The sequence below is a fragment of the Dyella humicola genome (assembly GCF_026283945.1).
In the GTDB taxonomy this organism is placed as follows: domain Bacteria; phylum Pseudomonadota; class Gammaproteobacteria; order Xanthomonadales; family Rhodanobacteraceae; genus Dyella; species Dyella humicola.
The window spans coordinates 31155-57741 of the sequence record NZ_JAPDPC010000003.1; the positions used below are offsets into that span (position 1 = coordinate 31155).

A 26587-nucleotide genomic window follows, 5' to 3' on the forward strand; every position below is an offset into this window, starting at 1 on the left:
GGTACGGCGAGGCCGCCATTATACGGGGCGTGCCGGAGGGGCCCCGGCGGGCAGGCGGGAGAGGGCATCCAGCAGCCGGTCCACGTCGCTTTCCGAGTGCATGGTGGAAAGCGTGATACGCAAGCGCGCCTTACCCTGCGGCACCGTGGGCGGACGGATCGCGGTGACCAGCAAACCCTGTTGTTCCAAGGCTTCCGCGGCATCCAGCGCGGCCTGGGCGTCGCCCAGCAGCAGGGGTTGGATGGCGGTCGGCGAGGGCATCAGGGGCAGGCCCAGCTGCGCCGCGCCCTGACGGAAGCGTGCGATCAACTGGTTCAGCTTGTCGCGTCGCCAGCCCTCCCTTTGGGCCAGCCGCACGGCTGCCAGCGTGGCGGCAGCGAGGGCCGGCGGCATCGCGGTCGTATAGATATAGGTGCGGGCCGACTGCACCAGGCCATCGATCAGCTCGGCCGAGCCGGCCACGAAGGCGCCGCTGCAACCCAGCGCCTTGCCCAGGGTGGCCATCAATACCGGCACGTCGTCCTGGCTCAGTCCGCTGTCGACCACGCTGCCTTCGCCTTGAGCGCCGAGTACGCCCAGGCCGTGCGCGTCATCCACCATGAAAGTGGCGCCCTCGCGCTGGCACAGGGCGGCAAGCGCGGGGAGTGGCGCGATATCGCCGTCCATGCTGAAGACGCCATCAGTGGCGAGCAGGGCCGCTGCATCGCTACGGCTGCCGAGCTGGCGCGCGGCGCCGTCCACATCGGCGTGTGGGTAGCGCTTGAGTTCTGCGCCGGCGAGCTGGGCGCCATCGAGCAGGCAGGCATGATTGAGCTTGTCCTGCACGCACAGGTCGTCGCGTTGCAGCAACGCTTGCATCACGCCCAGGTTCGCCATATAGCCGGTGGAGAAAAGCAGCGCCCGCTCGCGCCCGGTCCACTCGGCGAGTGCTTCTTCCAGCGCGGCGTGTGCCGAGCGATGGCCGCAGATGAGATGCGCCGAGCCGCTGCCTACGCCGTCGCTATCGGCGGCCTGCTTGAGTGCGGCGATCAACTGCGGATGCTGGGCCAGGCCGAGGTAGTCGTTGCTGCAGAACGCGAGCAGGCGCTGTCCGTCGCGCTCCACCCAGGCGCCATCCGCGCGATCCACCGTGCGCAGGCGCCGGCGCAAACCCGCCTGGGCGCGTTCGGCGCCGTGGCGGGCGAGACGCTCGGTGAGCGACGGACGGGTCATGGCGGAAACGGGGAGGGTGGTCAGGCCGCCGCGCTGCAACCGCAGCCGTTGCCGCAGCTGGCCGCTTCGGCTTCGAGGATGTCGGCATGCACGGTGTCGGTTTCTTCGGCCACTTCCAGCGGATGCAGGTCGAGGCGGGCGAATAGCCGGCGGTCGTGTTCCACGTCGGGGTTGCCGGTGGTCAGCAGCTTCTCGCCGTAGAAGATCGAGTTGGCGCCGGCAAAGAAACACAACGCCTGCACCGCGTCGTCCATCTGCTGACGGCCGGCCGAGAGGCGCACCATCGAGGCCGGCATCAGGATGCGTGCCACCGCAATCGTGCGCACGAAATCGAACGGGTCCAGCGCCTGCGTACCGTTCAGCGGCGTGCCTTCCACCTGCACCAGCTGGTTGATCGGCACCGACTGCGGGTGCTCAGGCAGGGTGGCCAGGGTCTGCAGCAGGCCAGCGCGCTGGTCGCGTGTTTCGCCCATGCCGACGATGCCGCCGCAGCAGGTCTTCAGGCCCGCTTCGCGCACGTGGTCCAGCGTGTCCAGGCGGTCCTGGTACTGGCGCGTGTGGATGATCTCGCCGTAGAACTCCGGCGCGGTGTCCAGGTTGTGGTTGTAGTAGTCCAGGCCTGCCTGCTTCAGCGTCTGCGCCTGCTCGCCACTGAGCATGCCCAGGGTGGCGCAGGTTTCCAGGCCCAGGCCCTTCACCGCGCGCACGATGTCGGCGACCTTCTCCACGTCGCGGTCTTTCGGGCTGCGCCAGGCCGCGCCCATGCAGAAGCGGCTGGCGCCGGCGCTCTTGGCGGCCTGCGCACGTGCCACCACGGCGTCCACGCTCATCAGCTTTTGTGCCTGCACACCCGTGTCGTAACGCGCCGCCTGCGGACAGTAGGCGCAATCCTCGGGGCAACCGCCGGTCTTGATCGACAACAGGGTCGACACTTGCACCGCGTTCGGATCGTGGTGCTCGCGGTGCACGCAGTGCGCGCGATGCAGCAGCTCGTTGAACGGCAGGGCGAACAGCGCGGCCACTTCGGCGCGGGTCCAGTCGTGGCGGATGGGTTGGGCCATGGCGGGCATTCCGGGGTAGGGAAGCGCGATAGTTTGGCAGGGCGGAGTGCCCTGTCAACTTTGCGAGACCGTGCTGAGTTGACGATGCGCAAACGTATGGCTGCCGCTACCATCGGGACCAGTCACCCCATGGAGTCAATGGCATGAGTGCAGGACAGGGCAGTACCGGCAATGTGCTCGCGGCCATTTGCAGCTTCTTCATTCCCGGCCTGGGCCAGCTGGTGCAGGGGCGTGTGTGGATCGCCCTGGTGATGTTTGTGCTCGCTGGGATCCTCTGGATCGTCTGGCTGGGCTGGATCATCCACCTGTGGTCGATCCTCGACGCGGCGCTGTTCAAACCCAAGAGCTGAGGCAAGGAGGCCGCGCATGGAGGCGCTTTCCTGGTGGCGATGGGCAGCGGATGCGTTGCAACGCTTCGCCTTGCCCTTGCATTGCCTGTTATGCGGCGGGCCCGGTGACGATGGGCTCGATCTCTGTCGCGACTGCGCGGCCGAGCTGCCACGCAACCGCAGCTGCTGCGCTCGGTGCGCCTTGCCGCTGGCGCTGCCGGCGGCTTTATGCGGACAATGCCAGCGGCACCCGCCACCATGGGACGCGGCTTGGGTGCCGTTCCGCTACGCGTGGCCGTTGGATCGCTTGGAGTCGCGCTTCAAGTTCGGCGCTGACCTTGCGGCGGGTCGCGTGCTGTCGACACTCTGGTTGCGTGATATGCCTCCCGTGGAGCGCCCGCAACTGATCATCCCGGTGCCGCTGCACCGTTCACGTCTGCGCCTACGCGGCTATAACCAGGCCTTGGAGCTGGCGAGGCCCTTGGCGCGCGAGTTGCGCCTGCCCGTGCGACATGACTTGTTGAAGCGCGTCCGCGCGACCGATGCACAAACCGAACTGGGCGCCCTATCGCGTCGTCGCAATGTGCGCGGTGCCTTTGCGGCGAAGGCTGCTGCCCTTTGGCCCGCCCATGTCGCTCTGCTCGATGACGTGATGACCACGGGCGCCACCGTTGCCGCATGCGCCCGCGAGCTCAAACGAGCCGGGGTGAAACGCGTCGACATCTGGGCGTTGGCGCGCGCGCCGGAGTCGCGCAGTTAGTCTCAGCGACGCCTCGGCCTCGATGCCGGCCGGGCTTCAGTTAGGATGCAACGCGACCCCTACCTGGAGTGTGCATCGTGGCGCTACGTCGTTCTGTTCTGGCCGCCCTTCTGTTGGCATGGCTTCCCACGGCTGCATCCATGGCGGCGGATACCAAGCCAGCGACGGACAAGGACTTCGTTGCGTATGCGCAACCCGTCATCGCGTTCACGCATGCGGACATCGTCGATGGCACGGGCCACAAGGCCGCGCACGACCAAACCCTCGTCATCGACAAAGGCCGCATCGCGGCGCTGGGCAAATCCAGCCGCGTGAAAGTGCCCGATGGCGCCACCGTCATCGATGCCCACGGCAAGACCTTGCTGCCGGGCTTCGTGCTGATGCACGAGCACATGTTCTATCCCGCGGGCGAAGCCGCCTATAACGAGATGACCTTCAGCTTCCCGCGGCTTTATCTCGCCGGTGGCGTCACCACCATGCGCACGGCCGGCACGATGATGCCGTACGCCGACATCAACGTGCGCGATGCCATTGCGCGGAGCGAGTTGGTCGGTCCGGACATGGACGTGACCGGTCCCTATCTCAACGGCCCGGGCCTGCCCATTCCGGGCGTGCATGTGCTCAGCGGCGTCGACGATGCCGAGCGCACGGTCAATTACTGGGCTGACGAGGGCGTCACTTCGTACAAGGCCTATATGCAGATCAGCCGCGCCGAACTTCAGCGCGCCATCGAAGTGGCGCACCAGCGCGGCCACAAGATCACGGCGCACCTGTGTTCGGTGACCTATCGCGAAGCGGTGGAGCTTGGCATCGACAATTTGGAGCACGGTTTCTTCGTCGCCAGCGATTTCGTGCAGGACAAGAAGCCCGATACCTGTCCTTCCGGCGGCGCCGTGCAGAAGTCCCTGGTCGATCTGGACCCCGCGTCGCCCGAAGCGAAGGCGCTGATCAAACTCCTGATCGACCACCATGTGGCGCTGACCTCCACCCTCACCGTCTTCGAAACGTTCGTGCCAGGTCGACCGAAGGCGCCACAAGGTGTGCTCGACCTGATGATTCCCGAAGTACGCGCGCAGTATGAGGCGCAGTGGAACAAGGTCCAGGGCAGCAAGACCGCCTGGACAACGCTGTATCCAAAACTGGCCAAGCTCGAAAAGCAGTTCGTCGATGCCGGCGGCACGCTGATGGCTGGCACGGACCCGACCGGCTACGGCGGCGTGGTGCCCGGCTATTCCGCCCAGCGCGAAATTGAATTGCTGGTGGAAGCGGGTTTCAGTTTCGAGCAGGCCGTCCATATCGCTACCTTCAACGGTGCGCACTACATGGGCCGCGATGCCGATATCGGCACGCTGGCCGTTGGCAAGCGCGCCGATATCGTGGTCATCGACGGCAACCCGCTCAAAGACGTCGCTGCCATTGAACACATGCCGTTCGTGTTCAAAAACGGCGTGGGCTACGACAGGCACGCGATCCTGGGTGCGATGAGTAATACGGTGGGCTTGCACTAAGCGGCATTCCGTTTCGACGCAGGCTCTGTCGATGACGACGGGCCGCGTGGGTGTGCTTCAACGGCGGCCAGGCGAAGCCATGACCAGGGAGTATCGAGACGAATGGCCATCCACCTGTTTCACGCCGACACCGATGAACAGATCGCGGCGACCTTCGATGTCATGCAGCAGCTGCGTCCTCACCTCCAGCGTTCCGAGTACGGAGCGCTGATCCGGAGCCTGATGGCAAGCGACGGCTTGAGGTTGTTGGCACTGGCGGATGGCGACGTGGTCAGGGCCGTGGCCGGGTACCGCGTCATGAACATGCTGTATTGCGGCCGGGCGCTCTTTATCGATGACCTTGTCTCGGACGAACACGCGCGCTCGCTCGGCTATGGCTCGCAATTGATCGCACGGATCAAGGACGAAGCGCAGACGCTCGGCTGCAGCGAGGTCCAGCTGATCTCCCGCGTCACCCGCGAGCAGGCGCATCGCTTCTATTTCCGCGAGGGCTTCGGCATCGAATGCTTCCACTTTCGCAACAAGCTCGCCTGAGCATCGCCTAGCCCGTTAGGCTTTTGGAGCACGAACACGAAGAGGCCCGGGACGGATCCCGGGCCTCAGGTGCGCTGGCGTTTGCGGTCTCCAGCCTTGCTGTGGTCGCTATTGGGCTAAGGTGTTGATCAAGGCCGCTTTCGGGCTACCCCAGCCCGTCACCAGGTCATAGCCGGTCACCGCCGAATAGCTGCCGGATTTTCCACTGGTGATGTCATGGAAGTTCGTGGCATAGCTGCTGGTGATGTTCAGCGGATAGATGGTGGCGTTGAAGTTACCCACGCGCGATCCACCGTTGGCAATCGCCTGCTGGTTGACCAAGGCGATGAAGGCCGCCCACATCGGCGCGGCAAAGCTGGTGCCGCCGTAAGCGTTGGCCTGGCAGGTGGTCTGGTCGGCGCAGGTGTAGAACGTGAAGTTGGCATTGGCCGAGACGTCCGGGCCGTTGCGCAAGGTGGTCGAGCCCTTGTTGCTGGTATTGATCACACCCGACAGCTTTTGCCAGGAAGGAATGGCGATCTTGTCGGGCGAGATGCCGCCGCCACTATCGACCCACGCGGTCTCCGACTTCCAGGCGCCGCCCGCACTGCTGGTAGTGAGGTCGGTGCCGCCGACGGAGATGACGTACGCGTCGTCTGCCGGCCACGCTTCGTTGCGCCTGGACCACGTCGAGCTATCGCCGGAAGCGGCGAAGAAAGTCTGGCCCTGCGCGGCCATCTTCTCGAAGTACGGATCAAGCGTCGACGGATCGGCCGGCGTCCAGCCCCACGAACAGCCAATCGTCGTGGGCAGCGGACTGTGCGTTGTCATCGAGCTGATGATGGCGGTATCGGTGGAACCGATATACATCACCAGGCTGCTGAGCCCGGGCGCCATGCCGAGTGCCTGGGTCATGTCCAGCGTCTGTTCGGTGTCGTCGCAGCCACTCTTGTACAGGCAGGCAGTGCTGGTGCCGTCGGTCGAGAGCAGGGTGACGGGCACGTTGTTGGTCTGCCCGACGTTTTTGTAATACGTCGTGAGGTCGGCCAGGTCGGTACCTTCGTATTCGAACAGGCCCAGGTTCTGGCCTGCACCGGTGAGTGCCGTGCCGCCGTAGTAGGCCGCGCGCATATCACTACCGAGGAACGAAGCCGACGGGCCCGAACCCGTGGTGGCATGCGAGACGACGGCTTCGGGGCTGATGCCATTGGCCTTGGCATAATCACTCTTCTTGACGTAGAGCGGATGCGGCAGCGAATAGTTGTCCAGTCCGGAGACATGCCAGAGTGGAATTCCCAGGGCGGTCGTGGGCTCGCGGTCCGGGCTGAAGAACACGCGGTTTTCCGTGGGATGCTGATAGGTACGCATCTTGACGTTGAAGGCAGCTTCGACGGCGGCAACCGAACCCCTGACTTGCACGTCCATGCCATCGCGACTTCCGCCGGTGATGGTCAGGCCGTTCCTGCCCAGATAACGCACGACATTGTCGTAGTCGCTCTGTGTCGGACCAAACCTCGCCGTGAATTGCGCCGGCGTGAGGAACTGATGGTAGGAAGGGCTGGCAGGATTGTTGACGTTCGCCACGAATGCGTCGAGGCCCGCCTGGTCGCGCACTGGCAACACGACATCGAGACTCATCACCTGGTTGGCCGCAAGGCCGCCCACCTGCGCCGCTGTCTTGCCGCTGACCGCATCGCGCACATGATGCGTCAACACGTCCGCAGCCTGCGCGGCGGCGGTGGCACCGAAGGCCAATGCGATGGCGACGGATAGACAACAGGTCTTGCGAACCAAGCCTGATACACCGTTCCTAAGATCCGTTCCAGTCGAAGCTGTTCTATTCATTGGAAGCTACTCCCCATATAGACAGTGACAGTGAAAATCGGAATGCCTGACGGCATGCTCCCCCGGTGTGCCGATTGGCCGCGGGAGCGTAGGCTCGCGTTTGTTGCCGTCGGGTGAAGTGAGCGCCGAATAGGCGAGGAAAGTTTTTGCGATCGGCGCAGGATCTCCCATTGCGCCTTGAGCCGATCGTCTTGAGCTCCCGCAAATTCTCAAAGCACGCTTGAAAATAGAGGTTTTACCTCGCCGAGGTGGCTGCGCGGTTGAATGGCCCGGCGCCGGAACTTTCGCTTTCGAGCGCTATGGGAATTATTCCTAGATGGCAGGCCGCAGCCGCTCGGCATGCGCCTACACGCCTGCTGCATCCGTGGAAAACCCTTGGGACGACGGATCGAGCGCGCGTCTCGCATATGCCTCGGCGCGCGAGCCGAGGACGAGCTCGCACTCTGAGCGCCATGCACTGACGCGAGGGTGTTCCGTCGTCTCGCAGCTGAACTCGCCACCGGTGCTTCGCTGCACCGGTCGGAGCAGCAATTACTTGCAGTCACCGGGAACGGCGGGCAAGCTAGATCGTTTGAGCAAACGGAGGTTCCATGTCTAGCGAAGAAACCATCATCCAGATCATGCCGGCTACCGGCTGGGTTGCCGTGTACGAGATCGAAGGCGAGGAAAGCGCCGAAACCATCGTCTGCTTTGCGCTGGTCGAGTCAGTCGAGGATGGCGTCAAGCGCCGCGACGTCCGTCCGATGTGCGCGGAAGGCAAGCTCATCGAGTTCGCCGACGACGCCGAGAATTTTGTTCGGGTCGAGGAACTGGCCGAATTCGAGGAAGAGGAAGACGAAGACGAGGAAGAAGAGGTCGAGGAGTAATCCGGGCTTCTCACCAGCCTGAGTTTGCCCGCCTTCGACCCAAGGCGGGCATCTCCAAGACGCACGCTGCCTACCAGGTCAGGTCGTCTGGCACCTGGAACTGCTTGTAGTACTCGTCGTCTGTGTCCGCCGCGTTGCTGGCGGTGGTCACGCCATGATCGAGCACGATGGCGGTCGCGTCGCGCGCGTAGATCTTTTCGGCGGCAGCGCGAGGCAGCAACTCAAAGCCCTGATCATGACGGGCGATCACCAGCGTGCCCTTGGCCAGCTGCGTGCGTTGCGCTTCGTTGACCAGCACACTCTGGATCTTGTCTTCGACCGTGAAGCGATACGTGAGCTCACCGTCGCGCTTGATCTTGTGCGCCTCCACGATCTGGCGAATCTGGGCGCGCAGCTCATTGGCACGAATCTGCGCGTTGTGTTCCGCGGCCAGGGCGCGATCGCGTTCTGCACGTTCCGCCTGCAGGCGCTGTGCATCCACCTGTTCAGTGCTGGCCGGCGCCGGCGCCTTGCCCTGACGCTGTTTGGTCTGTTCGCGCACGACCTGGGCCACCTTGCCTTTCTTTACCAGGCCGGCCTTGAGCAGTTGGTCTTGCAGGGGATTGCGCATGGGAGGGAGGCGTGTGGCTGTGCGAGATCGCGGATCGTCATTGTAACGCGGCCACCCGAGCCCGCAGGTGGGCCGTCCACCGAGGCTCGTAGGGTCAGCCGTTGGCCCGTACGCGCAGGGTCAATCCCTTGAGGAAGTTGCGCAGGGCCTGGTCGCCGCAGAGACGGAAATTCTTGTGATCGGGCTGGCGGAACAGGGCGGTCAGTTCCGGCTTGGAAATCGGGAAGCCGGCGTCCTCGAACGCCTGATGCATGTCCACGTCCTTGAGCTGGAACGCGACACGGAGTTTTTTCAGCACCACATTATTGGTGACACGCTTTTCAATCGGTCGCTGCGGCTGGCTCTCGTCCTTGCCGCGGTAGTGGAATACCAGTCCATCGAGAAAATGCGCGAGCACGCGGTTGCTGCACTCGACGTAGCCTTCCTCGTCGTCCTTCTTGAGAAAGGCCTGCACATCCGTCTTCTCGATCGGAAAATCGGCATCGGCGAGCTTGGTGATCTCGACCACCTTGATGTCGCTCAGATCGAGCATGTAGCGGATGCTGCGTAGTACGTCGTTGTTGATCATGACTATTCCGTGGTGCAACGCCTGGTGGCGCCTAGGGCAACGCAGATTCTAGTGGCTTATGGTCGCGGCAGGGCTCGGCTGGCGAGCTCCCACCCAGTCGCCTCAGTAGCCAATCAGCACGGCAGGCGTGGGAAACGTCTTGACGCCAAACCACTGCTCGCGCTCGTCGCGGCACCCCGGGCTGCCCATGGTGAATTTGCGGCAAATGGCGGGGCGCTGCTCATAGATGGTGCAGCGTGAGGTGTTGGGATCCACCGCCGCACACCAACCGTCCTCGCCCTTGGCCAGCGTTTCCATGCCGTGGGCGTCGCGATCAATCAGCCACTCCGGCACATGGTCATCGGGCATCAGGACCACGGTGAGTCGGCAACAAACCGCCTCGCAGTCGTTACAGCTGACGGACGGGTCGACGCTCTCGGCGTACGGATCGAGGGGGATATTCACGCGTCATTATGACGGCTTTCCCATGCGGGTTTATGAACCCCGCACCGGCGAGACTCTGCCGCAGCTGCCTTAGTCGGGATAGTCGAGCTTCGGGTACCAGTGACTGTCGCGGCCTTCGGGGGTCATGTCCAGGACCGTCCAGAGTGGCATGAGATCGGGTGCACCACGCGGATCCTGGCCGGGATCCGCGCTTTCGAAACCCATTTCGCCGGCCCACGAGTGGCGGATGACGCCGTCGCGGCGAGTGAACACGTTGATCGCCGCATCGTCGCCACCGTCCTTGTCGATGCCGTGGTAGTCGCGGCTGAAGCCACCGTCGATATCGGCATACAGCTTCAGGTGGCGCCAGCCACGCTCATTCTTGAAAGCCACGAGACGCTCGATCGGCGACCGCGCCACCACCGCAAGCGCAATGCGTTGCTCCATGTCGCGTGCCTCACCATCCCATGCACTGAGCAGCGAGGTGCACATGGGGCAGGGGCGCTCACGCTGCGGACCGAACATGTAGCTGTAGATCACCAGCGTCTGCTTGTCGCCGAAGAGACCATCGAAGTCCACCGGCCCGCGTTCGCTCTGGAAACGGTAGTCACCGGTCACCTCGCCACCCGGAGGCAGGGCGCGGCGTTGCTCCGCCACGCGTTCGATATGCCGGCGCAGTTCGATTTCCTCGACCAGCAGGGCCTGGCGCGCCCGGCGGTAGTCGGCGCTTTCGTTCGGAAACGTCATGCCGTTGCGCTTGGCGAGTTCGGCGGCCGGAACGAGCGTAGGGATCTGTGCCATGGAAGTCTCCAGAGTGAGAACCAATTAATCGCGATCGGGCGCGCCAAGTGGGAAAAGCGGACGGTAGATGCGCGCCTCGTCGACGGCGCGTGCAAACGATGGCCGTGCCAGCAGCCGGCGTCGGTAAGCGAGCACATGGGTGAACGCGGTGTCGATGCGATGCGTCCAGTCGGCATAGAACAGGAACGGTGCGGCACCGCAATCGGCAAGGCTGAAGTGATCCCCGGCGGCCCACTCGCGTTCGGTCATGACCTGGTCCAGCCAGGCGTAGGCGGTGTCGAGCATCTCGCGCGCATCCCTGACGCCGCGTGCATCGCGTTCGGCCTCAGGTCGCAAGGCGTCTCCCACCACCCGCTGTTGCGGCGTCGAGATGTAGTTGTCGAAGAAGCGGTCCATCGCGCGCACCTCTAGCGCCGCGCGTGGATCCTGGGGCAGCAAGGGCACCGGCCCCGGATAGTGCAAGCCCAGGTACTCGACGATGATGCTCGCCTCCGGAATGGTGCGCCCGCCATCCACCAGCACGGGAAAGCGCTTCAGCGGCCATAGCGCCGCGAATTCTCCCAGCAGTTGCGGATTGTCGTGTTCCAGCAGGCGCCATTCGAACGGCGTGTTGTTTTCGTACAGCGCGACCAGGACCTTCTGGCAGTACGAGGAAAACGGGTGGGCGTAGAGCTTCAACGTCATCGTGGTTCACCTGGTGGAAGAGGGGCTCTATTCAATGACGAATGGGCTCGGTGGAAATCGACATGCCGTGCAAAGCCAGCGGTGGCTGGCCGCCCTGCCCGATTCTGCAACCCTTCGGGTAAGCATGCCTCACCGGCGGCTAGCGCCATTTGCCTGAACGTCGTTCACGCCAGGAACACAACGCGCATCGCCCGTGGCGGGTCCCATCGAGGTCGCAGCGTGCCCTAAGTATCCCGAGTCAAGCGCAGGTCGTTGAACTTTCGACGTTCGATCAGCGCGTTGACCCTGCCGTGCGCGTCACGGCGGAAAATCAGCAGGTTGCGTTCGTCGTCGCTGCCCATGAACACGTCCTTGGCGATCGGCTCAAGCACGTTCGCCGGTCCGCCGGGCTTGGTGACGTAACTGAGTACGCCGTGCGCATGGCTGACTGTCCAGGCCCGGTCGGGCGCGTAGCGGTAGGAGCCGCTGTAGTCGTCGAGCGCAAGATGGGCGACGGCCAGCTTGGGCGGCGAGGTGGGCAGCGTCACATCCTCGTAACCGGCAAGCTTCCAGGTACCCGACTGCTTCACGAAGGTGAGCAACGACTGATAGCGAACGATGAAGTTCTGCCCGAATACGCTTTCGCGCTCGTACTCCTCCGTTTGCAGGATTGCCGTGTCGCCGAATTGCTGTACGTGGGCATCGCGTAGTTCGATGCTGCCCGATAGGCCCGCCGGAAACGGATGCAGCGACGCCACCGTATCGGCCTTGTGCGCCACACGGCCAAACTCGTCGACGATAACGGCATCGTCGGTAAGCGCCCGCTCCCAAACCGCCTTGTCGCCGGTCGGAATCGCGTCGACCAGTGCTTGCGTCATCTGCAGCAGTTCATCACGCAATGGCTGGGGCGCTACGTCGGCTTGTGCAGACAGCGGCGGACTCAACGCAAGCAAAGAGGTGAACAGAAACCCGGGCGATCGCATAGGCATGACGACTCCCATCAAGGATTTCGCGAAGCATACGCCGACCACAAAACCGGGTACCCGTGCGTGAAGTCACTCCATGAATACAATACGCGCGGGGGCAGGCAAATGACCCAGGGCACGACTGTCGCCGTTGGCCTCGCCTGGTCTTTAAGATTGAAGAACGTCTTGATGGGCCGGACCTTTCGGGCACGGCTAGCGGTTGGTAGCCGCTCCCCGGGAGCACCAGGTTCGGCTGACTCAACCTTGCTGTGGCGTGTGCGCCGAACCAGGAGCGTAGTGACATTGAAACTGCTCCCTCAGTTTGTTCTTCAGTACTTTGCCCGTCGCGCCAAGGGGGAAGCCGTCGACAAAGACAATGTCGTCCGGCTTCCACCACTTCGCCAGCTTGCCATCGAAGAAAGTGAGGAGTTCGTCCTTGCCCAAGTCACTTCCCGCTCTTCTGACAATCAACAGCAGCGGACGCTCGTCCCACTTGGGGTGTCGCGTTCCAATGCACGCCGCGCTTGCCACTTCTGGATGCAGGCAGGCGACGTTCTCGATGTCGATCGAGCTGATCCACTCGCCGCCGGACTTGATGACGTCCTTGCTCCGGTCCGTGATCTGCATGAATCCGTCGCGGTCGATCTTGGCCACGTCACCGGTGGCAAACCAGCCGCCCTCCAGTGCTGCGGTGGTTTCGTCCCGATAGTAGCTGCGTGACACCCACGGGCCACGCACGAGGAGATTGCCTACCGCCTCGCCGTCCCAAGGCAGTTCCCCACCCTCGGCGTCGACGATTTTCATGTCGATGCCGAAGACGGCCCTGCCTTGCTTGGCCTGGATGGCGTGGCGCGCATTCGCCGACATGGAAACCTGATGGTGTTTGAGGCTGCAGACGGTGCCTACGGGACTCAGCTCCGTCATGCCCCAGGCATGCAACACGTCGACCTGATGGGTCTCCTGAAATTGCACGGTCATCGCAGTAGGACAGGGTGCGCCACCGATCACCGTTCGGCGCATCGACGAGAAGGTCCTGCCATGTTCGGATGCGTGCGACAGCAGGCCCTGCCAGACGGTGGGTACGCCGGCCGACACCGTGACCTGTTCCGCCTCAATGAGCTCGTAGAGCGATTTGCCATCGAGCGCAGGTCCCGGGAACACGAGCTTCGCGCCCACCATGCAGGCGATGTAAGGCAGTCCCCATGCGTTGACGTGAAACATCGGGACGACGGGAAGAATGGTGTCGCGCGCCGAGCAGTTCAGTGCATCCGGCAGCGCCGCCGCGTAGGTGTGCAGCACGGTGGAGCGATGGCTGTACAGCACGCCTTTGGGGTTGCCCGTCGTGCCGGAGGTGTAGCAAAGGGATGATGCGGTGTTCTCGTCCAGTGGCGGCCAGACGTAGTCATCGGCGTGGGCGTCGATGAGGGCCTCGTAGCAGAGCATCGAGACCTCCGAATGAATCGAGGCCGGCATATGGCTCGCATCGCACATCGCCACGAAGAGCCTTGGCTTGGTCATCCGGGCGGCCAAGGCCTCGATGATCGAAAGGAAGCCGAGATCAAAGAATACGACTTGATCGTCGGCATGCTCGACGATATAGGCGAGCTGATCGATGTGCAGGCGGGGATTGATGGTATGCAGCACGGCACCGGATCCCGACACCGCGAAATACAACTCCATGTGTCGATAACCATTCCATGCAAGCGTACCCACGCTGTCGCCTGGCCTGATGCCCAGGCCCTCGAGCGCATTGGCCATGCGGCGCGAGCGCGCGGCAAGGTCGGCAAATCGATAGCGATGGATGTCGCCCTCGACCCGCCGGGACACCACTTCCTGATCAGCATGATGCCGTTCGGCGTGCATCAGAAGAGAGGCAACCAGGAGAGGTTGCTCCATCATCAAGCCTTTCATTGTCAGCCGCTCCGGCTTTAGTCATCAATCACTGCAGGTGCCGAGGTCGCAACCCCACACCGATGCTCGCAAGTTGCCCTGCATCTGCCCAGGGATGGCGCAGATGCAGGGCGTGCTTCGATCAGAGCATGCTCGGATCAGAACGTGGTCTGGAACGTGAAGTCGACATAGTTGCGGTCACGCAGCAACGAAGCGAGACCGGCACTGGAGGTGACCTGGCCAGCTGCGTTGGTGGCGACCCGGCCTTCGAAACCGATGTACTTCAGGTCGAAGCGGTACTTGGAGCGGACGTCCGCGCCCACGCCGATGGAGAAGTTGCCGTTGCCCTTGTTGCCGCCGAAGGTGACCGCGGAATTGCCCACCAGGCCCATCGAATAGGTCAGCGGCAGCAGCAGGTCGACGCCTGGATAGACCTGGAACCAGGTCGGCGTGAAGTTCACCTGGGTGCCAATGAAATCCTTGGTCGGCTTGTCGATGCCGGTATAGGTGGCAGCGCCAAGGAACGCGGCAGGATTCTGCGTCACCTTGTCCCAGCGGTTGTAGGTGAACTCGACCACGTAGTTGGCGGTGTCGAACAGCGGTGTCTTTGGCACGATGCCAGCGAAGTCGGTGACGGCGTGCCAGGTATCGCCACGGGCACCGGCGGTCTCACCCTGCTCTGGCAGCGTGGTGATGGCCCCTGGAACTTTCTTGGCCAGTGCAGCCGGCAACAGCTGAATCGGCACGCTGACCAGCGGCATGTTGCGGCGGTAGTTCACTTCCGCGCTCACGCTGACACCCAGGATCTGCTTGGCGAAACTGGCGCCGTAGATATCGATGCCGCTGGCATAGCTGGCCATGTACTGACCGATATTGCCTTTCAGGATCTGCGAAATGCCGGCCATGGAAGGGTCGATATAGCAGACCGTCGGCGTGATCGGCTTGAAGCCAAGAACCTTACAGGCGGCCGAGGGCACGTTGGGCGCTACGGCAGGTGCCACGATCACCTGTGGCTGGATATCGGACGTCTCGCGATAGTACAGGCCGAGCGTGGAGTCGATCGCCTCCGGTGACCAGCGCATCGCCAGGCCCCAGTCGCCGTGATCACTCGGCGTGATGTCATTGCCGCGCAGCACGCGCTGGGCCGCATTGATGTAGAGCGACTGGCCACCCTGCAGCACGGCGTCATTGGGAGCCATGTAGGAACCTGACTCGGGGTAGAACACCTGTTCCCAGCCGAGGTAGTACTGTCCTTCGATCGAGAGCGTGGGTGTTGCCTGGACCTGCGCCGACACCTGCGGGCGTGGACGGAACAATTCCTTGGCTGTGACGCCCGGCACCGTGAGCAGCTTGCCGATGTCGAGCGAAGCCTGGCCGTAACTGAGCGAGTTGATCGGATTCAGCAGGGCTTCGCCCCAGAACACCGTGTAGCGGCCAGCCTTGGTGTTGACGTTGATGCCGTCAACGTCGAAGTTACCGAACGCGAACGCATCGAGCATTTGCCCGGAAGGGCCGTGGAAATACCGATTTGTGTAGTTGGGCAGGCCGAGCGCGGGCGCACCGTTGACGATGTGGTTGGACGATGCGACGTGCGTGTTGTCCAGCGACTGATAGGCCTGGTCGTACCAGCCATCCGCACTGAGGCGAAAGCCGTAGTTCTTCTTGTAGATGAAGTCGAACTCGCTCAGCACGTCGATGCGATTGGTGACAATCGAGTTGTTGCCGAAATTGCGATCACCGTCGTCGTAGTTGGGGCTGGCGAGAATCGACGCATTCTGGTCGTGCGCGCGATGGCCAAGGTTGTAACGAACGGTATTGTCCCAACGAATCGAAATGTCCGGGTTGCCGGTGTCGATCTCGACAGCCTGGGCGACTCCCGTGAACCCAAGCGCAGCCGCCACGGCAAGCGCCATCAGACGGATGGCCGTCCCACTCCGGCGCCTGTTCGCCCCATTAACGTTCTTCATGCAGCACTCCTCCCCCTAAAGCCATTTCTGCCATCCCGTCGGGGGCCCGACAACCACCGGCATCCGCACCATGTGCTTGGCACGGGACGCGTCATGTCGCACGTTGGCCGTAGCCGTTGTGCGGCCTGGTTGTCGGTACTCCACACGCGGGTACGTGTCGCCAAGCGGCCTCAGTAACTCCCCCCGGGCCACGCGACGAATCTCTTACCGGTGCCAACGCTTCGGGCCGGTCAACTCACGGCCGGGCCATTCGGCCCGATGTGAGTGATGCCAGGACCGTCACGACCCGCGTTCAGCTGGCCGCTCGTGTTTGTTCCGGTCTATTGAGAGTTATGCCGCCGCCGTCGAAAGACCCCCCCCACTCCGATGGGGGAGGGGCGTCTCACGGGGAACACGCGCGTGAATTCTCGCCAAACGAATGCGGCAAGCGGTGACGCGGTCTCGCGCGCCGGCGCTGCGACGAAGCCAAGCATCGTGCGTGACAGCAGTCGTCTCAGGGCTGGCGCGTGCATTGGACGAGCCAGCCGAGAACCTACGTGCAGATCATGGTGCCTGGAGCTCGCCATTGCCCAAATGCGGGCCGCGCGCGCTACAGGCGAACAGCGATTTCAGCATGGCCATTGCAAGCTTTTCCGGAGCATGCGCGCCCATACGGGGCACGCGATCTTCCAGTACGAAGCCCGGCACGCCCGCAATGCCCTGCTGCCGGGCGTCGTCGAGCCATCGCGGCAAGGCTGTCTCGTGCACGGGCGCAGCCAGCAGAGCGAGCATGCTCGTGCGCTCAAGACCGAACGCTTCACCGATGTCGACGAGCACCTGCAGGTCACCGATATCCTCGCTGCGACAGAAGAACGCGTCGAACAGACGATCGATAAGCTGAGCCTGGAGCGCATGACCACCCGACTGTCCGGCGTGTTCAATCAGGCGGTGCGCAGCGATCGTATTGGGCATGAGCACGATGTGCTCAAAATCGAAGCGCACGCCCGTGGCTAGCCCGACGTCGCGAACCTGTCGACGTCGCGCTTCGACCGCGCGCGCCGAACCCAGGCGCTTCAAGTAGAAGGCCTGGAACGGGACGCCTTCGAGCGGCAGATCCGGCAGCAGTGGCAGCGACCTCCAATGCACGACGACTTCAACATCCGGGTGGCCAAGCGCCAGCAGGTCGATGGCCTGCTCCAGCTGCCGCTTTCCAATCAGGCACCAGGGACAGACGAGATCGAAGTAGAACTCGACTGCGAGGCGCCGCCGTGTCTTTTGCGCATCAACTTCCGCCGGGCAGTTCATCGCAGCGAATCGATGAGCGTCTCCGCCAGCGGCCACGGTCCATAACCCGCGGCAGGGTTGAGGTGACCGACATCGCCGAGCTCGACGAGGCGGCTGCCCCAGGCATCGGCAAGTCCGGCTGCGCAGCGGGCGCTGCACAGCGGATCGGTGCTGCTGGCGGCAAGCACGCTGGGAAACGGCAGGCGCCTGCGCGGAACGGGCAGCCACCCGTTGTCGCTCAGTGCATCCATGTTCGGGTAACCGGCCGGCATGGGTGATTCCAGGTCGGCCGGCGTGGCGAGCACTGCGCCATGAATGGGGCGGTGATGCCGCTGTGCCCAATGCACCGTGATCAGCACGCCGGCACTGTGCGCGACGAGAATCACCGGACCGTCGATGTCGGCGAGTGTCTCGTCGAGTGCCGCCACGCGCGCTGCGAGACTGAGCTTGTCGTGTTGCAGCGGCGGTACCGAGCGGGTACCGGGAAGCTTCGCTTCGAGCAGGGTCTGCCAGTGCTCGGCGACGTGGTCACGCAGCCCGGGCACGCACAGGATCGTCGGGTTCGAGAGGTTTTGCATCGATGGCGAATCCGTGGATGAAAAGTCAGTGCGCCGCGGATGCCGAGGCCTGGATGCGTGCGAGATCGTTGGCGTAATGTCGGCGACCCATCCAGAACGCGGTCGCCGCGAACACCGCCATCAGCGGAATCCACTTGAAGGCGCCGAGCAGGCCCACGTGGTCGGCCAGCAGGCCGGTAAGCACGGGGCCGGGCGCGAGCCCCAGCAGATTGTTCGCGAGGGTGAGCGTGGCGAAGGCGGAGGCGTGAATCGGCGTCGGTGTGAGATTGGCGACCATGGCGCCAGCCGGACCGGCCGTGCCGGCGGCGAGGAACATGCCCAGGCCGATCATGCTCAGCTGGCCGGGTCCCGGCGGCAACTGGAACGCGATGCCGAGCATGATCGCCGTGATCAAGCAGAACGCGATGGCAAGCGCCATCTTGCGCGATGGCAAGCGGCGGCACAGGCGATCCGTGACGACACCGCACATCACCATGCCCAACGCGGCAATCAGCACGAAGGCGGCGGCGGTAACGCCGGCCTTGTCGGGAGTTAACCCGTAGTAACGGTTGAGGAAACTAGGCATCCAGGCCATCACCGCGGCCATGATGAACAGCTGCAAGCCACTGCCGATGTAGGCGCAAATCACCGATGCGCTGGAAAACAGGCCGCTGAAAAGGCTGCGCAGCGACAGGCCAAAGCCTGGCCGGGAGGTGCTCGGGCGTGAGCCTTCGTCGCCACGCTCGCGCAGCCTGCGCTCGTTCACCGTCACCGCATAGAGCAGCACCAGTGCGCCGCCGAAGGCCGCCATCGCGGCGAACGCCCAGCGCCAGCCGAGATGCGTGGCAAGAATGCCGCCCAGCGCCATGCCGGCTACCGAGCCGAATGCTCCGCCCGCCATGAAGGCGCCGGTGAGCGTGGAGCGCAAGTGCGCAGGGAACACGCTGATGATCAGCGCAATGCCGACGCTGCCATAGGCGGCCTCACCCAGGCCAACAAAAAATCGTGCAGCGAACATCTGCCCGAAGCCCGTTGCCAGGCTGCAGGCAAGCGTGGCGAGGCTCCACAGCGTAGCCATCAGGATGATGCTGCGTACGCGTCCCCAGCGGTCGGCCAGCACCGAGAGCGGGAAGGTCAGCAGGCCTACCAGCAGCGCGACGATGCCGGAGAGCGAGCCCAGCTGCGTATCGGACAGGCCCCATTCGGCCTTGAGCAGCGGAAAGACCGCATTGAGCACCTGGCGCGACATGTAGTCCGACAGCAGCAGCCCGAACGTGAGGGCGAACACCAGCCACGCGTAAAAGCGCGGCGCAGCGGTGGACGTGGCAAACGTATGCGGTGAAGCTTCGGCGTAGTGCATTCCCAAAACGGTATCCTCGCCAGCATCCATGCCGTGATTGATGGCGCGATTGCGCGTCTCACGCGGTAGGTCGACTGGGTGGAGCGCCCACGGCGCTCCGCCCAGTCGACGGTGACGGCTCAGGCCGCGAGGTCGCTCAGACCACGCATGGCTGGCTTGCGATTCGGCGAAAAGCCGTTGGCGGCCAGCGTCTCCTCGATGGTGTCGTAGAACACGCCGATCTTCAGGATCTCGCGCGCCTCCTTGCCGTCGGCGATCTCGCGACCGAATTCGCGCGACATGCGCACCAGCTGTTCGATCTGTTGCACCGTCGTCATCTTGCCGGTGCGCGACTGGTTCCACAGGTTGTCCTCGATGCCGCAGCGCACGTGCAGGCCCATCGCGATGCCCATCATGTTGATTGGCAGCACGTTGCGCATGCTGCTTTCCACCGTCAGCATGGTGCCGTCAGGGATGGCGCGCACGAAGTTGGCCAGGCTGTAGATGGTGGGCTGGTCCATGCCGCCGCCAATCGCCACCCAGTTGCACACCAGCGGGCCCTTGTAGACGCCGCGGCGGATCAGGCGCTCCACCGTCTCGTAGCTGTTGATGTTGTAGAACTGGAACGCGCTCTGGATGCCGGCGGCGGTGAGGCGCTTGACGTGTTCCTCGATGAAGCCGGGGCCGGAGGGTACGATCATCTCGCGATAGGCCTGGTAGTTGTGCGGCTCGGCCAGGGACGTGCCGGCGAGGTCCGCCATTTCCATCTGCTCGACCACGTTCATCTGGGTCGTGTTGACGGTGACCGTCACCTGATCCGGCTTGGGGTCGAGTTCGGCCAGCATGTGGCGGGTGTCGTCCTGCAGCCACTGGGCGGCGGCGCCGTCGGACTCGGGCGCGAAGGAGATCGAGCCGCCGACCTGGATAACCATGTCCGGCACCGCCTTGCGCACGCCGGCAATCAGTTCATTGAACATGGACAGGCGCTTGGAGCCCTTGCCGTCCAGTTCGCGCACATGCAGGTGCAATACGGAGGCGCCGGCGTTGTAGCAGTCGACCGCCTTCTGCACCTGCTCGGCCATGGTGACGGGAATGTCTTCCGGAAAATCCGAAGGGATCCACTCGGGACCATAAGGCGCTGCGGTGATGACCAGCTTGTCCTGGTTTTCGGGAAACAGCGAACCGTCGAGGAAGTTCATGGCTAGTCCTGTTGATATGGAGTGGTAGGGGCAATTCAGAACGTGGCGTTGCCGATGATGCCGGCGCGTTCCATCTTTCGATGGCAGGGCGGGTAATCCATGACGGCGTAGTGTTGGGTGGAACGGTTGTCCCAGATGGCGACGCTGTTCTTCTGCCAGCGCCAGCGCACCTGGTATTCGGGGATATAGGCCTGGCTGATCAAATAGCTGAGCAGCTGGCTCGCACCCGGGTTGGCGTCCTGGCCGAAGCGCACGTTGTCCTTGGTGTGGAAGTTGCTGAAGTGCGTGGTGAAGGCGTTGACGAACAGCACCTTCTCGCCGGTCTCCGGATGCGTGCGCACCACCGGATGCTCGGCATCGGGATATTGGGCCTTGAGCGCGAGGCGCCGTTCGATCGGCATCGCCGCGCCGAACGAGGCCTCGATGCTGTGGCGTGCTCGCAGGTTGGCGATCTGCGCCTTCACGTGCTCGGGCAACATCTCGTAGGCGAGCACCATGTTCGCCCACATGGTGTCGCCCCCTACGGGCGGGCATTCCACGCAGCGCAGCACGCAGCCCATCGGTGGCACCTCGCGCCAGGTGGCATCGGTATGCCAGGCGTTTTCGTAACGGTCGTTCGGCGTATCGGGCGTCTTGTAGATCTGCACCAGGCCCGGCGCATCGGGATGGCTCGGTGCCACCGGGTGGTCCTCCAGCTCGCCGAAGCGGCGCGCGAAGGCGACGTGGTCCTGGCGGCTGATGTCCTGGTCGCGCAGGAACAACACGCGGTGCTTGAGCAGGGCCGCCTTGATCTCGGCGAACAGGGCCTCGTCGTGGGCGGCGTCGGCGAGACTCACGCCGAACAGTTCAGCGCCGATATGACAGGTCAGTGGCTCGATGCGCATGAAGGTTCCTCAGAGGACGAAGATCGACGAGCCGGTCGTCTTGCGCGCCTCGAGGTCGCGGTGCGCCTGCACCGCATCCTCGAGTGCATAGCGCTGGTTGATCTCGATCTTGATGCGGCCGGAGGCGACGTGGCTGAACAGCTCATTGGCGAGCTCGGCCTTTTCGGCGGGATCGGCAATGTAGTCGGCCAGCGCCGGGCGGGTGAGGTAAAGCGAGCCCTTCATGGCGAGGATCTGCGGGTCGAACGGCGGGATCGTGCCGGAGGCGGTGCCCACGCAAACCATGAGGCCACGACGGCGCAGCGAATCCAGCGAAGCCATGAACGTGTTCCTGCCGACCGAATCGAACACGACCGACACACCCTTGCCGTCGGTCAGCTCGCGCACGCGCGCGGCCACGTCCTGGTGGCTGTAGTTGATCACGTCGTCACAGCCGTGGGCGCGCGCAACGGCGGCCTTCTCGTCGGTCGAGACCGTGCCGATCACGCGCAGGCCGAGCAGCTTGGCCCATTGGGCGACGATCAAGCCAACGCCACCGGCGGCGGCATGCAGAAGAATCGTCTCGCCCGCCGCGAACGGGTAGATGCGGCGCATCAGGTACGCCGCGGTCAGTCCGCGCATGGTCATCGCCGCAGCGGTTTCGCTGCCAATGGTGCTCGGCAGCCGGACCAGCGGCGTGGCCGGAACCAGGCGGGCCGTGCTGTACGCGCCGAGCGTGTTGAGAAAGCCGGTGTAGGTAACGCGGTCGCCCACGGCGACGTTGGTCACGCCTGCGCCGACTTCCTCGACTATGCCCGCCGCCTCCACCCCAATGCCGTTGGGCAGGGGAATCGGATAGGTGCCGTTGCGGAAATAGGTGTCCGCGAAATTCAGGCCCACCGCCTGGTGACGCAGGCGCACTTGGCCCGGGCCAGGCGCGCCGACTTCGACTTTTTCGTAGCGCAGCACATCAGGGCTGCCGGCCTCGTAAAAGCGGATTGCATGTTCCACGCGATACTCCTTGAATCAAACCCGGGCAGGTGCGCCTGAGGTGTGGCTGATGAGGTTCTAGCTGTCGGCTGAATCCGGCGCGAAATTGACGATGCGGGAGAACAACTGCCGATGCTCGGCCTCGTTCTCCTCATCGCGGCTGTCGACGAACGCAGCGTGGACCGCGCGCCAGTCCGTTTCGGTGAGATAGCGCTCGGCGGCCGGAATAATTACGCCCTCCTCGCGCCCCATGTGTTCCCACATGAAATGTGCGTACTGTTCGACGGCGTCACGCAACTCACCCAGGGTGGCGGCGTTGCGGTCGTAGCGCTCGAGCAGGGCGGCGTGTGCCTCGACCAGGGAACGGCCGCGTTCGTGCTGGCGCTCCAGCTCGTCGAGCTCGGCATGGAACACCGCGGTCCGTTCGCGCAGGCGCCTGTACAGCTGGTCGTGTCCTTTCACGCGGCGCGCGGCGGCCGGAAATTCCATGATGTAACGGACCATGGCCCGCATCAGTGGAACATCAGCGGTGCCGCCCTGTTGTGCATAGGTGTTCACCAGACGCAGCCACGCATGCAGAACCGCGGCTACCGAGCGGTGCTCTTCGCGGATCCTGGCAATGACGGGATTGGCGTCGCCCGTCTCTCGCATCGCAGACACCAGCACGGGCAGCTCGCCGTGCGTAAGCACGTTAAGCGTCTGCGAGCCGAGCGTCATGCCCGTGCGGGCCTTGTGACCATGCGAGGCCATGAAGATCAGGTCGCATCCGGCGTCGCGCGCCACGTCGAGTATGGCCTGGTACGGCGTATCGCCGCCGCGCACCAGTGAGTCGCAAGGCACACCGAGTGCACGGGCAGCCGACTCCGCCATGGTGAGCAGCGCCCGTGCACGGTCCTGGTAGGTATCGCGGTACTCGGCCAGCGAGGACGGGCTCACCACGTCGGCGTTGCCGGCCGCCCGTGAAGCATGATCCGCTTGCACATGCAGATAAGTCACACGCGCGCCCAACGTATGCGCGAACTTGACGGCCCGACTGACCGTCTCGATCGACAGTTCAGTGTCATCGAGTGGAACAAGCAGATGACGATACATACTGACTCCTGACAGGTGTGCTACCCGTGAACCTGGACGGGACCGCCCCACCAGCGCCGGACGCTGCTGGAACCCACCGCTGCTGCCGTGAAGAGGAGTCCCTGCCGCCCGCGCCCGATGCCGCCGTTTGCAGACATCGATCTTCGAGAGCGTAGGTCCGGTCGCAAGACGCTCCACTTCAAGTCGTTCACGCCGGCGTCGCAGCCGGGAGTCCCCCAACCCTAAAACGTCGCGAGGCCAAGCCTATGTCTCGCCATGCATGGGCTCCCCCCCCGGCAAGGAGGGGGGTGAGTCGCCCGATGGCAAGTGGTCACGAGCGCTGCGGCGTGCCTACAATGTCTGGCGGTCGTGCACCGCACGCGCTCGCGGACTTCATCGGTCGGCGCGCATCCGTGCCAGCGATCGCGTCGCCCGTTCGGAGACCTTGCTCCAGCGCACCACGGGAACCTGTCTGATGGCCACCACCTCCAGCGAGGCCGTACCCGCCATCGCTGAGCTTGTTCTGAAGACCATGCCTCCGCGGACGCCTCGTCATCGGCTGATCCGTCCGCGGCTCGGTCTGGACGATGAGCAGTTTCGCGATTGCCCGCTGATTCTCGTGCAGGCGCCGCCCGGATTCGGCAAGACGTCGCTGCTGGCACAGTGGCGACACGAATTCCTGGCGCGCGGTTCGGCCGTGGCCTGGATCTCCGCCGATGGCAGCCCCGATCCTCAGCGCGTGTTGCACAGCCTGGTGCTGGCGGTGCGGATGGGCTGTGGCCGCCCGAATTTCGGTACCACGCTGCTGGAAGGCGGCGCGGCGACCATGGGTGATCTGGAGCGCATCACGGCCTGGTTGAGCGAGGTGGCCCAGGCTTCGTTGTCGTTGGTCTTGATGATCGACGAGGCCGAGCGGATGTCGGCCAACAGTCTCGCGGCGCTCGATTACCTCTTGCATAACGCACCGCCGAATCTACGCGTGGTGGTGGCTGGACGTGGCGCGCTGGATGGCATGGTGGCCGATCTGCTCACCTACGGCCTGTGCACGTCAGTTGGCATCGAGAGTCTGCGTTTCACCCTCGAGGAAACCATCGCCCTGGTGCGCAATCGTGTGGGCAACAAGGCCGATGCCGACACGTGCGCACGCCTGCACGACATGACCGAGGGTTGGCCGCTTGGGCTGCAACTCGTGCTGGCGGCCATGGAGCGCGGTAGCGACCCACGCAGCATTCTCGGCACCCATTTGTCCGGCTCCCGTAATCAGCTCGTCGAGGCACTCACGGCCGAGCTGGCGCCCGAAGATGTGGCCTTTCTTACGCGGATTGCCGTGGTCGACCAGTTGCATCCGGACTTGTGCACGGCGCTGACCGGCGATGCCGAGGCGCCGGAACGATTGGCACGGCTGGCTCGTGACACGCCCATCTTCGTGGAGGGCGAGGATTCTGCGTGGTACCGCCTGCACGCGCTGGCCTGTGATGCGCTGCGCGCACACCTGGCGGAACTGCCCGCGCAAGAGCGCGCCGAGTTGCACGGACGGGCGCAGACCTGGCTTGCAGCGCACGGCATGTTCACCCAGGCCGCGCGTCATGCGCGAGAAGCGGGGCGGGAGGGTGTGGCCATTGAACTGGCCCAGCAAGGCCTCTACGAAGCCGTCACGCAAGGACACATCGGGACGGTGCGTGACTGGCTCGAGCTGCTCCCCGAAGTCGTACTGGATCAACATCCCCGGCTCCGTCTGGCGGCGGCATGGGCACTGGCAGTGAGCGAGCGCCACGAGGAAGCCGAGCGCATGGTCGGACTGATCCTCTCGCGTCCGGATGTCGATGTCGCCTTGCGTTACGAGTGCGTGCTGATTGCCAGCGGCGCGGCCTATTTTGCCGACGATCCCGATCGCTGCGTGGCCATGTTTGCACCGTGGAGCGAGGCGCCAGCCGGGATCGAGGTGCGCATGCGATGGATGCATGTCAACCGCCAGGCCATGCTCGCGCTGCTGCAGGGCGATCCGGTGCAGGCGCGCCGGCTCCTGCAAAGCGCAGCGCGCCCGGACCTGCCACAGGGAACCGACTATGTGGCGCGCTGGGGCGAGTTCATCATCGGGCTCAGCTATTTGTGGGAGGGACAAGTGCGGCTCGGCGAGGAGGGGTTGCGGCTCGCCCTTGGTTCCATCGATGCCAAACTTGGTCGACGGCACCCGCTCTCCTGCATGATCGCGGCGCTGCTGGCGGCGGCAGTCTATGAGGCCGGACGACTGGACGAGGCGGTCGCATTGCTCGCCAACCGGCTCGATGTGCTCGAACGCGTGGCGGCACCGGAGGCCATCCTGGTGGGTTATCGCACGGCTACCCGGATAGCCGCTGCCCAAGGCGAAGAGCACCGCGCACTCGACATCCTGGAGGCTTTGTTCTCCATTGGCGAGGCACGCCGCCTGCCGCGCCTGTGCATTGCGAGTCTCAGCGAACAGATCCGCGTGCACGCCGGACGCTTTCGTCGCGAGACCTGCGCTGCCCTGATCGCGCGGGTCGATCAACTGGTGGCCTCCGAAAGTCCCCGGCGTGGGCCGCTCTGGCGTCGCAACGTGGAGTTGCTGAGCGCCATGGCCCACACCTATGCCGCGATGGCGGCGCAGGACTGGCCCCGCGTGCTCGAGGCGCTGGCACAGGCCGTGCCGCTGGCCGAGCAGGCGCGGCTTGGCCGCTTTCGCATCGAATGCATGACCTTGCGCGCCTATGCGTTGGACCGTAACGGTGAGGATGGCCGCACCCTGCTGCACGAGGCGATGAGCCTTGCCAGAACCTACGGCCTGACGCGCGTTTTCGCCGACACCCACCCGGTGGCGGCGGACTGGGCATACCGTATGGCGGACGAGGGAGGCGGTGAAGCGGGGCACCCATCGACACCGCCGGCACGGGTGGTCAATCCGCCCCCTGAGCAGCATCAGGGCGGGCCGCGCGTGGTGCCAAGCATGGTGCTGACGCCCAAGGAACGTGAAGTGCTGGAGCTGCTCGCCCGCAATCTGTCGAACAAGGAAATCGCCCAGGCCATGGCGGTTGGCGAGGCCACCATCAAATGGCATCTCAAGAACTTGTTCAGCAAGCTTGGCGTGGGTACACGCCGGCATGTGGTGCATCGGGCCCAGATGCTGGGGCTGATCCAGGGGCTGGAATAGCGCGCTGCGGCGCCATCGGCGTGCGCGCGCTCCGGTCGAATCGTAACGGCTTGGTTTGCCGCCGAGCCTCCCTGCATGGCGAGTGACGAACCCCTCCCCCGACGTTTTGGGGGGGGTGCACTTCGCTGCGCGACCAACAATGGTACCGACCGCCTTCG

Annotated in this window: 24 protein-coding genes; 6 read left to right on the forward strand and 18 right to left on the reverse strand. The window is 64.2% G+C overall.

The genetic code is table 11. The features are described from left to right. Window positions 1-18: 18 nt before the first annotated feature. Both bioF and bioB read right to left on the reverse strand, forming a co-directional pair. Window positions 19-1212, reverse strand: coding sequence for an 8-amino-7-oxononanoate synthase (gene bioF, locus OUZ30_RS16800; protein WP_266183592.1), 1194 nt, complete (start codon window positions 1210-1212; stop codon window positions 19-21). Between the two features lie 20 nt (window positions 1213-1232). Then, window positions 1233-2273 carry a biotin synthase BioB gene (gene bioB, locus OUZ30_RS16805; RefSeq protein WP_266183593.1) on the reverse strand — a complete coding sequence of 347 codons (1041 nt, stop codon included), beginning with the start codon at window positions 2271-2273 and terminating at the stop codon, window positions 1233-1235. 143 nt (window positions 2274-2416) lie between these two features. Here bioB and OUZ30_RS16810 point away from each other — a divergent pair, with 143 nt between their 5' ends. From OUZ30_RS16810 to OUZ30_RS16825, 4 genes are all read left to right on the forward strand, one after another. Beyond that, the gene (locus OUZ30_RS16810) at window positions 2417-2623 is read left to right on the forward strand and encodes a hypothetical protein (RefSeq protein WP_266183594.1); all 207 of its coding nucleotides are present in this window, start codon (window positions 2417-2419) and stop codon (window positions 2621-2623) included. Between the two features lie 16 nt (window positions 2624-2639). Next, window positions 2640-3362: a ComF family protein gene (locus tag OUZ30_RS16815; protein WP_266183595.1), complete on the forward strand. Its 723-nt coding sequence runs from the start codon at window positions 2640-2642 to the stop codon at window positions 3360-3362. A gap of 77 nt (window positions 3363-3439) precedes the next feature. Then, window positions 3440-4870 carry an amidohydrolase family protein gene (locus OUZ30_RS16820; RefSeq protein WP_266183596.1) on the forward strand — a complete coding sequence of 477 codons (1431 nt, stop codon included), beginning with the start codon at window positions 3440-3442 and terminating at the stop codon, window positions 4868-4870. A gap of 102 nt (window positions 4871-4972) precedes the next feature. Beyond that, a complete protein-coding gene (locus OUZ30_RS16825) occupies window positions 4973-5404 on the forward strand; it encodes a GNAT family N-acetyltransferase (protein ID WP_266183597.1) in 432 nt (143 codons plus the stop codon). Between the two features lie 108 nt (window positions 5405-5512). Here the strand turns inward: OUZ30_RS16825 and OUZ30_RS16830 are convergent, their stop codons facing one another. After that, window positions 5513-7177 carry a S53 family peptidase gene (locus OUZ30_RS16830; protein WP_266183598.1) on the reverse strand — a complete coding sequence of 555 codons (1665 nt, stop codon included), beginning with the start codon at window positions 7175-7177 and terminating at the stop codon, window positions 5513-5515. Window positions 7178-7818: 641 nt separating this feature from the next. On the opposite strand from OUZ30_RS16830, the gene OUZ30_RS16835 reads away from it, so the two are divergent. Next, on the forward strand, window positions 7819-8094 hold the full coding sequence (locus tag OUZ30_RS16835; protein ID WP_266183599.1) for a hypothetical protein: 276 nt from the start codon (window positions 7819-7821) through the stop codon (window positions 8092-8094). Between the two features lie 70 nt (window positions 8095-8164). Here the strand turns inward: OUZ30_RS16835 and OUZ30_RS16840 are convergent, their stop codons facing one another. From OUZ30_RS16840 to OUZ30_RS16910, 15 genes are all read right to left on the reverse strand, one after another. Beyond that, window positions 8165-8704 (reverse strand): DUF2058 domain-containing protein, encoded by a 540-nt coding sequence (locus OUZ30_RS16840; RefSeq protein WP_266183600.1) that lies wholly within the window; start codon window positions 8702-8704, stop codon window positions 8165-8167. Window positions 8705-8798: 94 nt separating this feature from the next. After that, window positions 8799-9272: a YehS family protein gene (locus OUZ30_RS16845; RefSeq protein ID WP_266183601.1), complete on the reverse strand. Its 474-nt coding sequence runs from the start codon at window positions 9270-9272 to the stop codon at window positions 8799-8801. 102 nt (window positions 9273-9374) lie between these two features. Beyond that, window positions 9375-9716: a YkgJ family cysteine cluster protein gene (locus OUZ30_RS16850; RefSeq protein ID WP_266183602.1), complete on the reverse strand. Its 342-nt coding sequence runs from the start codon at window positions 9714-9716 to the stop codon at window positions 9375-9377. 69 nt (window positions 9717-9785) lie between these two features. Then, the gene (locus OUZ30_RS16855) at window positions 9786-10496 is read right to left on the reverse strand and encodes a DUF899 family protein (RefSeq protein WP_266183603.1); all 711 of its coding nucleotides are present in this window, start codon (window positions 10494-10496) and stop codon (window positions 9786-9788) included. A gap of 24 nt (window positions 10497-10520) precedes the next feature. Continuing rightward, entirely contained in the window at window positions 10521-11180 is a 660-nt protein-coding gene (locus tag OUZ30_RS16860) for a glutathione S-transferase family protein (RefSeq protein ID WP_266183604.1), read from the reverse strand. A gap of 224 nt (window positions 11181-11404) precedes the next feature. Next, window positions 11405-12148: a nuclear transport factor 2 family protein gene (locus OUZ30_RS16865; RefSeq protein ID WP_266183605.1), complete on the reverse strand. Its 744-nt coding sequence runs from the start codon at window positions 12146-12148 to the stop codon at window positions 11405-11407. Between the two features lie 234 nt (window positions 12149-12382). Further along, on the reverse strand, window positions 12383-14035 hold the full coding sequence (locus tag OUZ30_RS16870; RefSeq protein WP_345781053.1) for a 3-(methylthio)propionyl-CoA ligase: 1653 nt from the start codon (window positions 14033-14035) through the stop codon (window positions 12383-12385). A gap of 137 nt (window positions 14036-14172) precedes the next feature. Further along, on the reverse strand, window positions 14173-15981 hold the full coding sequence (locus OUZ30_RS16875) for a DUF1302 domain-containing protein (protein WP_266183606.1): 1809 nt from the start codon (window positions 15979-15981) through the stop codon (window positions 14173-14175). 543 nt (window positions 15982-16524) lie between these two features. After that, the gene (locus tag OUZ30_RS16880; protein WP_266183607.1) at window positions 16525-17265 is read right to left on the reverse strand and encodes a DsbA family oxidoreductase; all 741 of its coding nucleotides are present in this window, start codon (window positions 17263-17265) and stop codon (window positions 16525-16527) included. After that, window positions 17262-17822, reverse strand: coding sequence for an RBBP9/YdeN family alpha/beta hydrolase (locus tag OUZ30_RS16885; protein ID WP_266183608.1), 561 nt, complete (start codon window positions 17820-17822; stop codon window positions 17262-17264). The genes OUZ30_RS16880 and OUZ30_RS16885 overlap by 4 nt, the downstream gene beginning before the upstream one ends. Before the next feature lie 25 nt (window positions 17823-17847). Further along, the gene (locus OUZ30_RS16890; RefSeq protein WP_266183609.1) at window positions 17848-19161 is read right to left on the reverse strand and encodes an MFS transporter; all 1314 of its coding nucleotides are present in this window, start codon (window positions 19159-19161) and stop codon (window positions 17848-17850) included. Window positions 19162-19280: 119 nt separating this feature from the next. After that, entirely contained in the window at window positions 19281-20339 is a 1059-nt protein-coding gene (locus OUZ30_RS16895) for a beta-keto acid cleavage family enzyme (RefSeq protein WP_266183610.1), read from the reverse strand. Window positions 20340-20374: 35 nt separating this feature from the next. Then, window positions 20375-21223 (reverse strand): TauD/TfdA dioxygenase family protein, encoded by an 849-nt coding sequence (locus OUZ30_RS16900; protein ID WP_266183611.1) that lies wholly within the window; start codon window positions 21221-21223, stop codon window positions 20375-20377. 9 nt (window positions 21224-21232) lie between these two features. Further along, window positions 21233-22213: a quinone oxidoreductase family protein gene (locus OUZ30_RS16905; RefSeq protein WP_266183612.1), complete on the reverse strand. Its 981-nt coding sequence runs from the start codon at window positions 22211-22213 to the stop codon at window positions 21233-21235. 57 nt (window positions 22214-22270) lie between these two features. Further along, entirely contained in the window at window positions 22271-23284 is a 1014-nt protein-coding gene (locus OUZ30_RS16910; protein ID WP_266183613.1) for a universal stress protein, read from the reverse strand. Window positions 23285-23738: 454 nt separating this feature from the next. Here OUZ30_RS16910 and OUZ30_RS16915 point away from each other — a divergent pair, with 454 nt between their 5' ends. After that, complete coding sequence (locus OUZ30_RS16915) at window positions 23739-26429, forward strand: winged helix-turn-helix domain-containing protein (RefSeq protein WP_266183614.1); 2691 nt, start codon at window positions 23739-23741, stop codon at window positions 26427-26429. Window positions 26430-26587 lie beyond the last annotated feature (158 nt).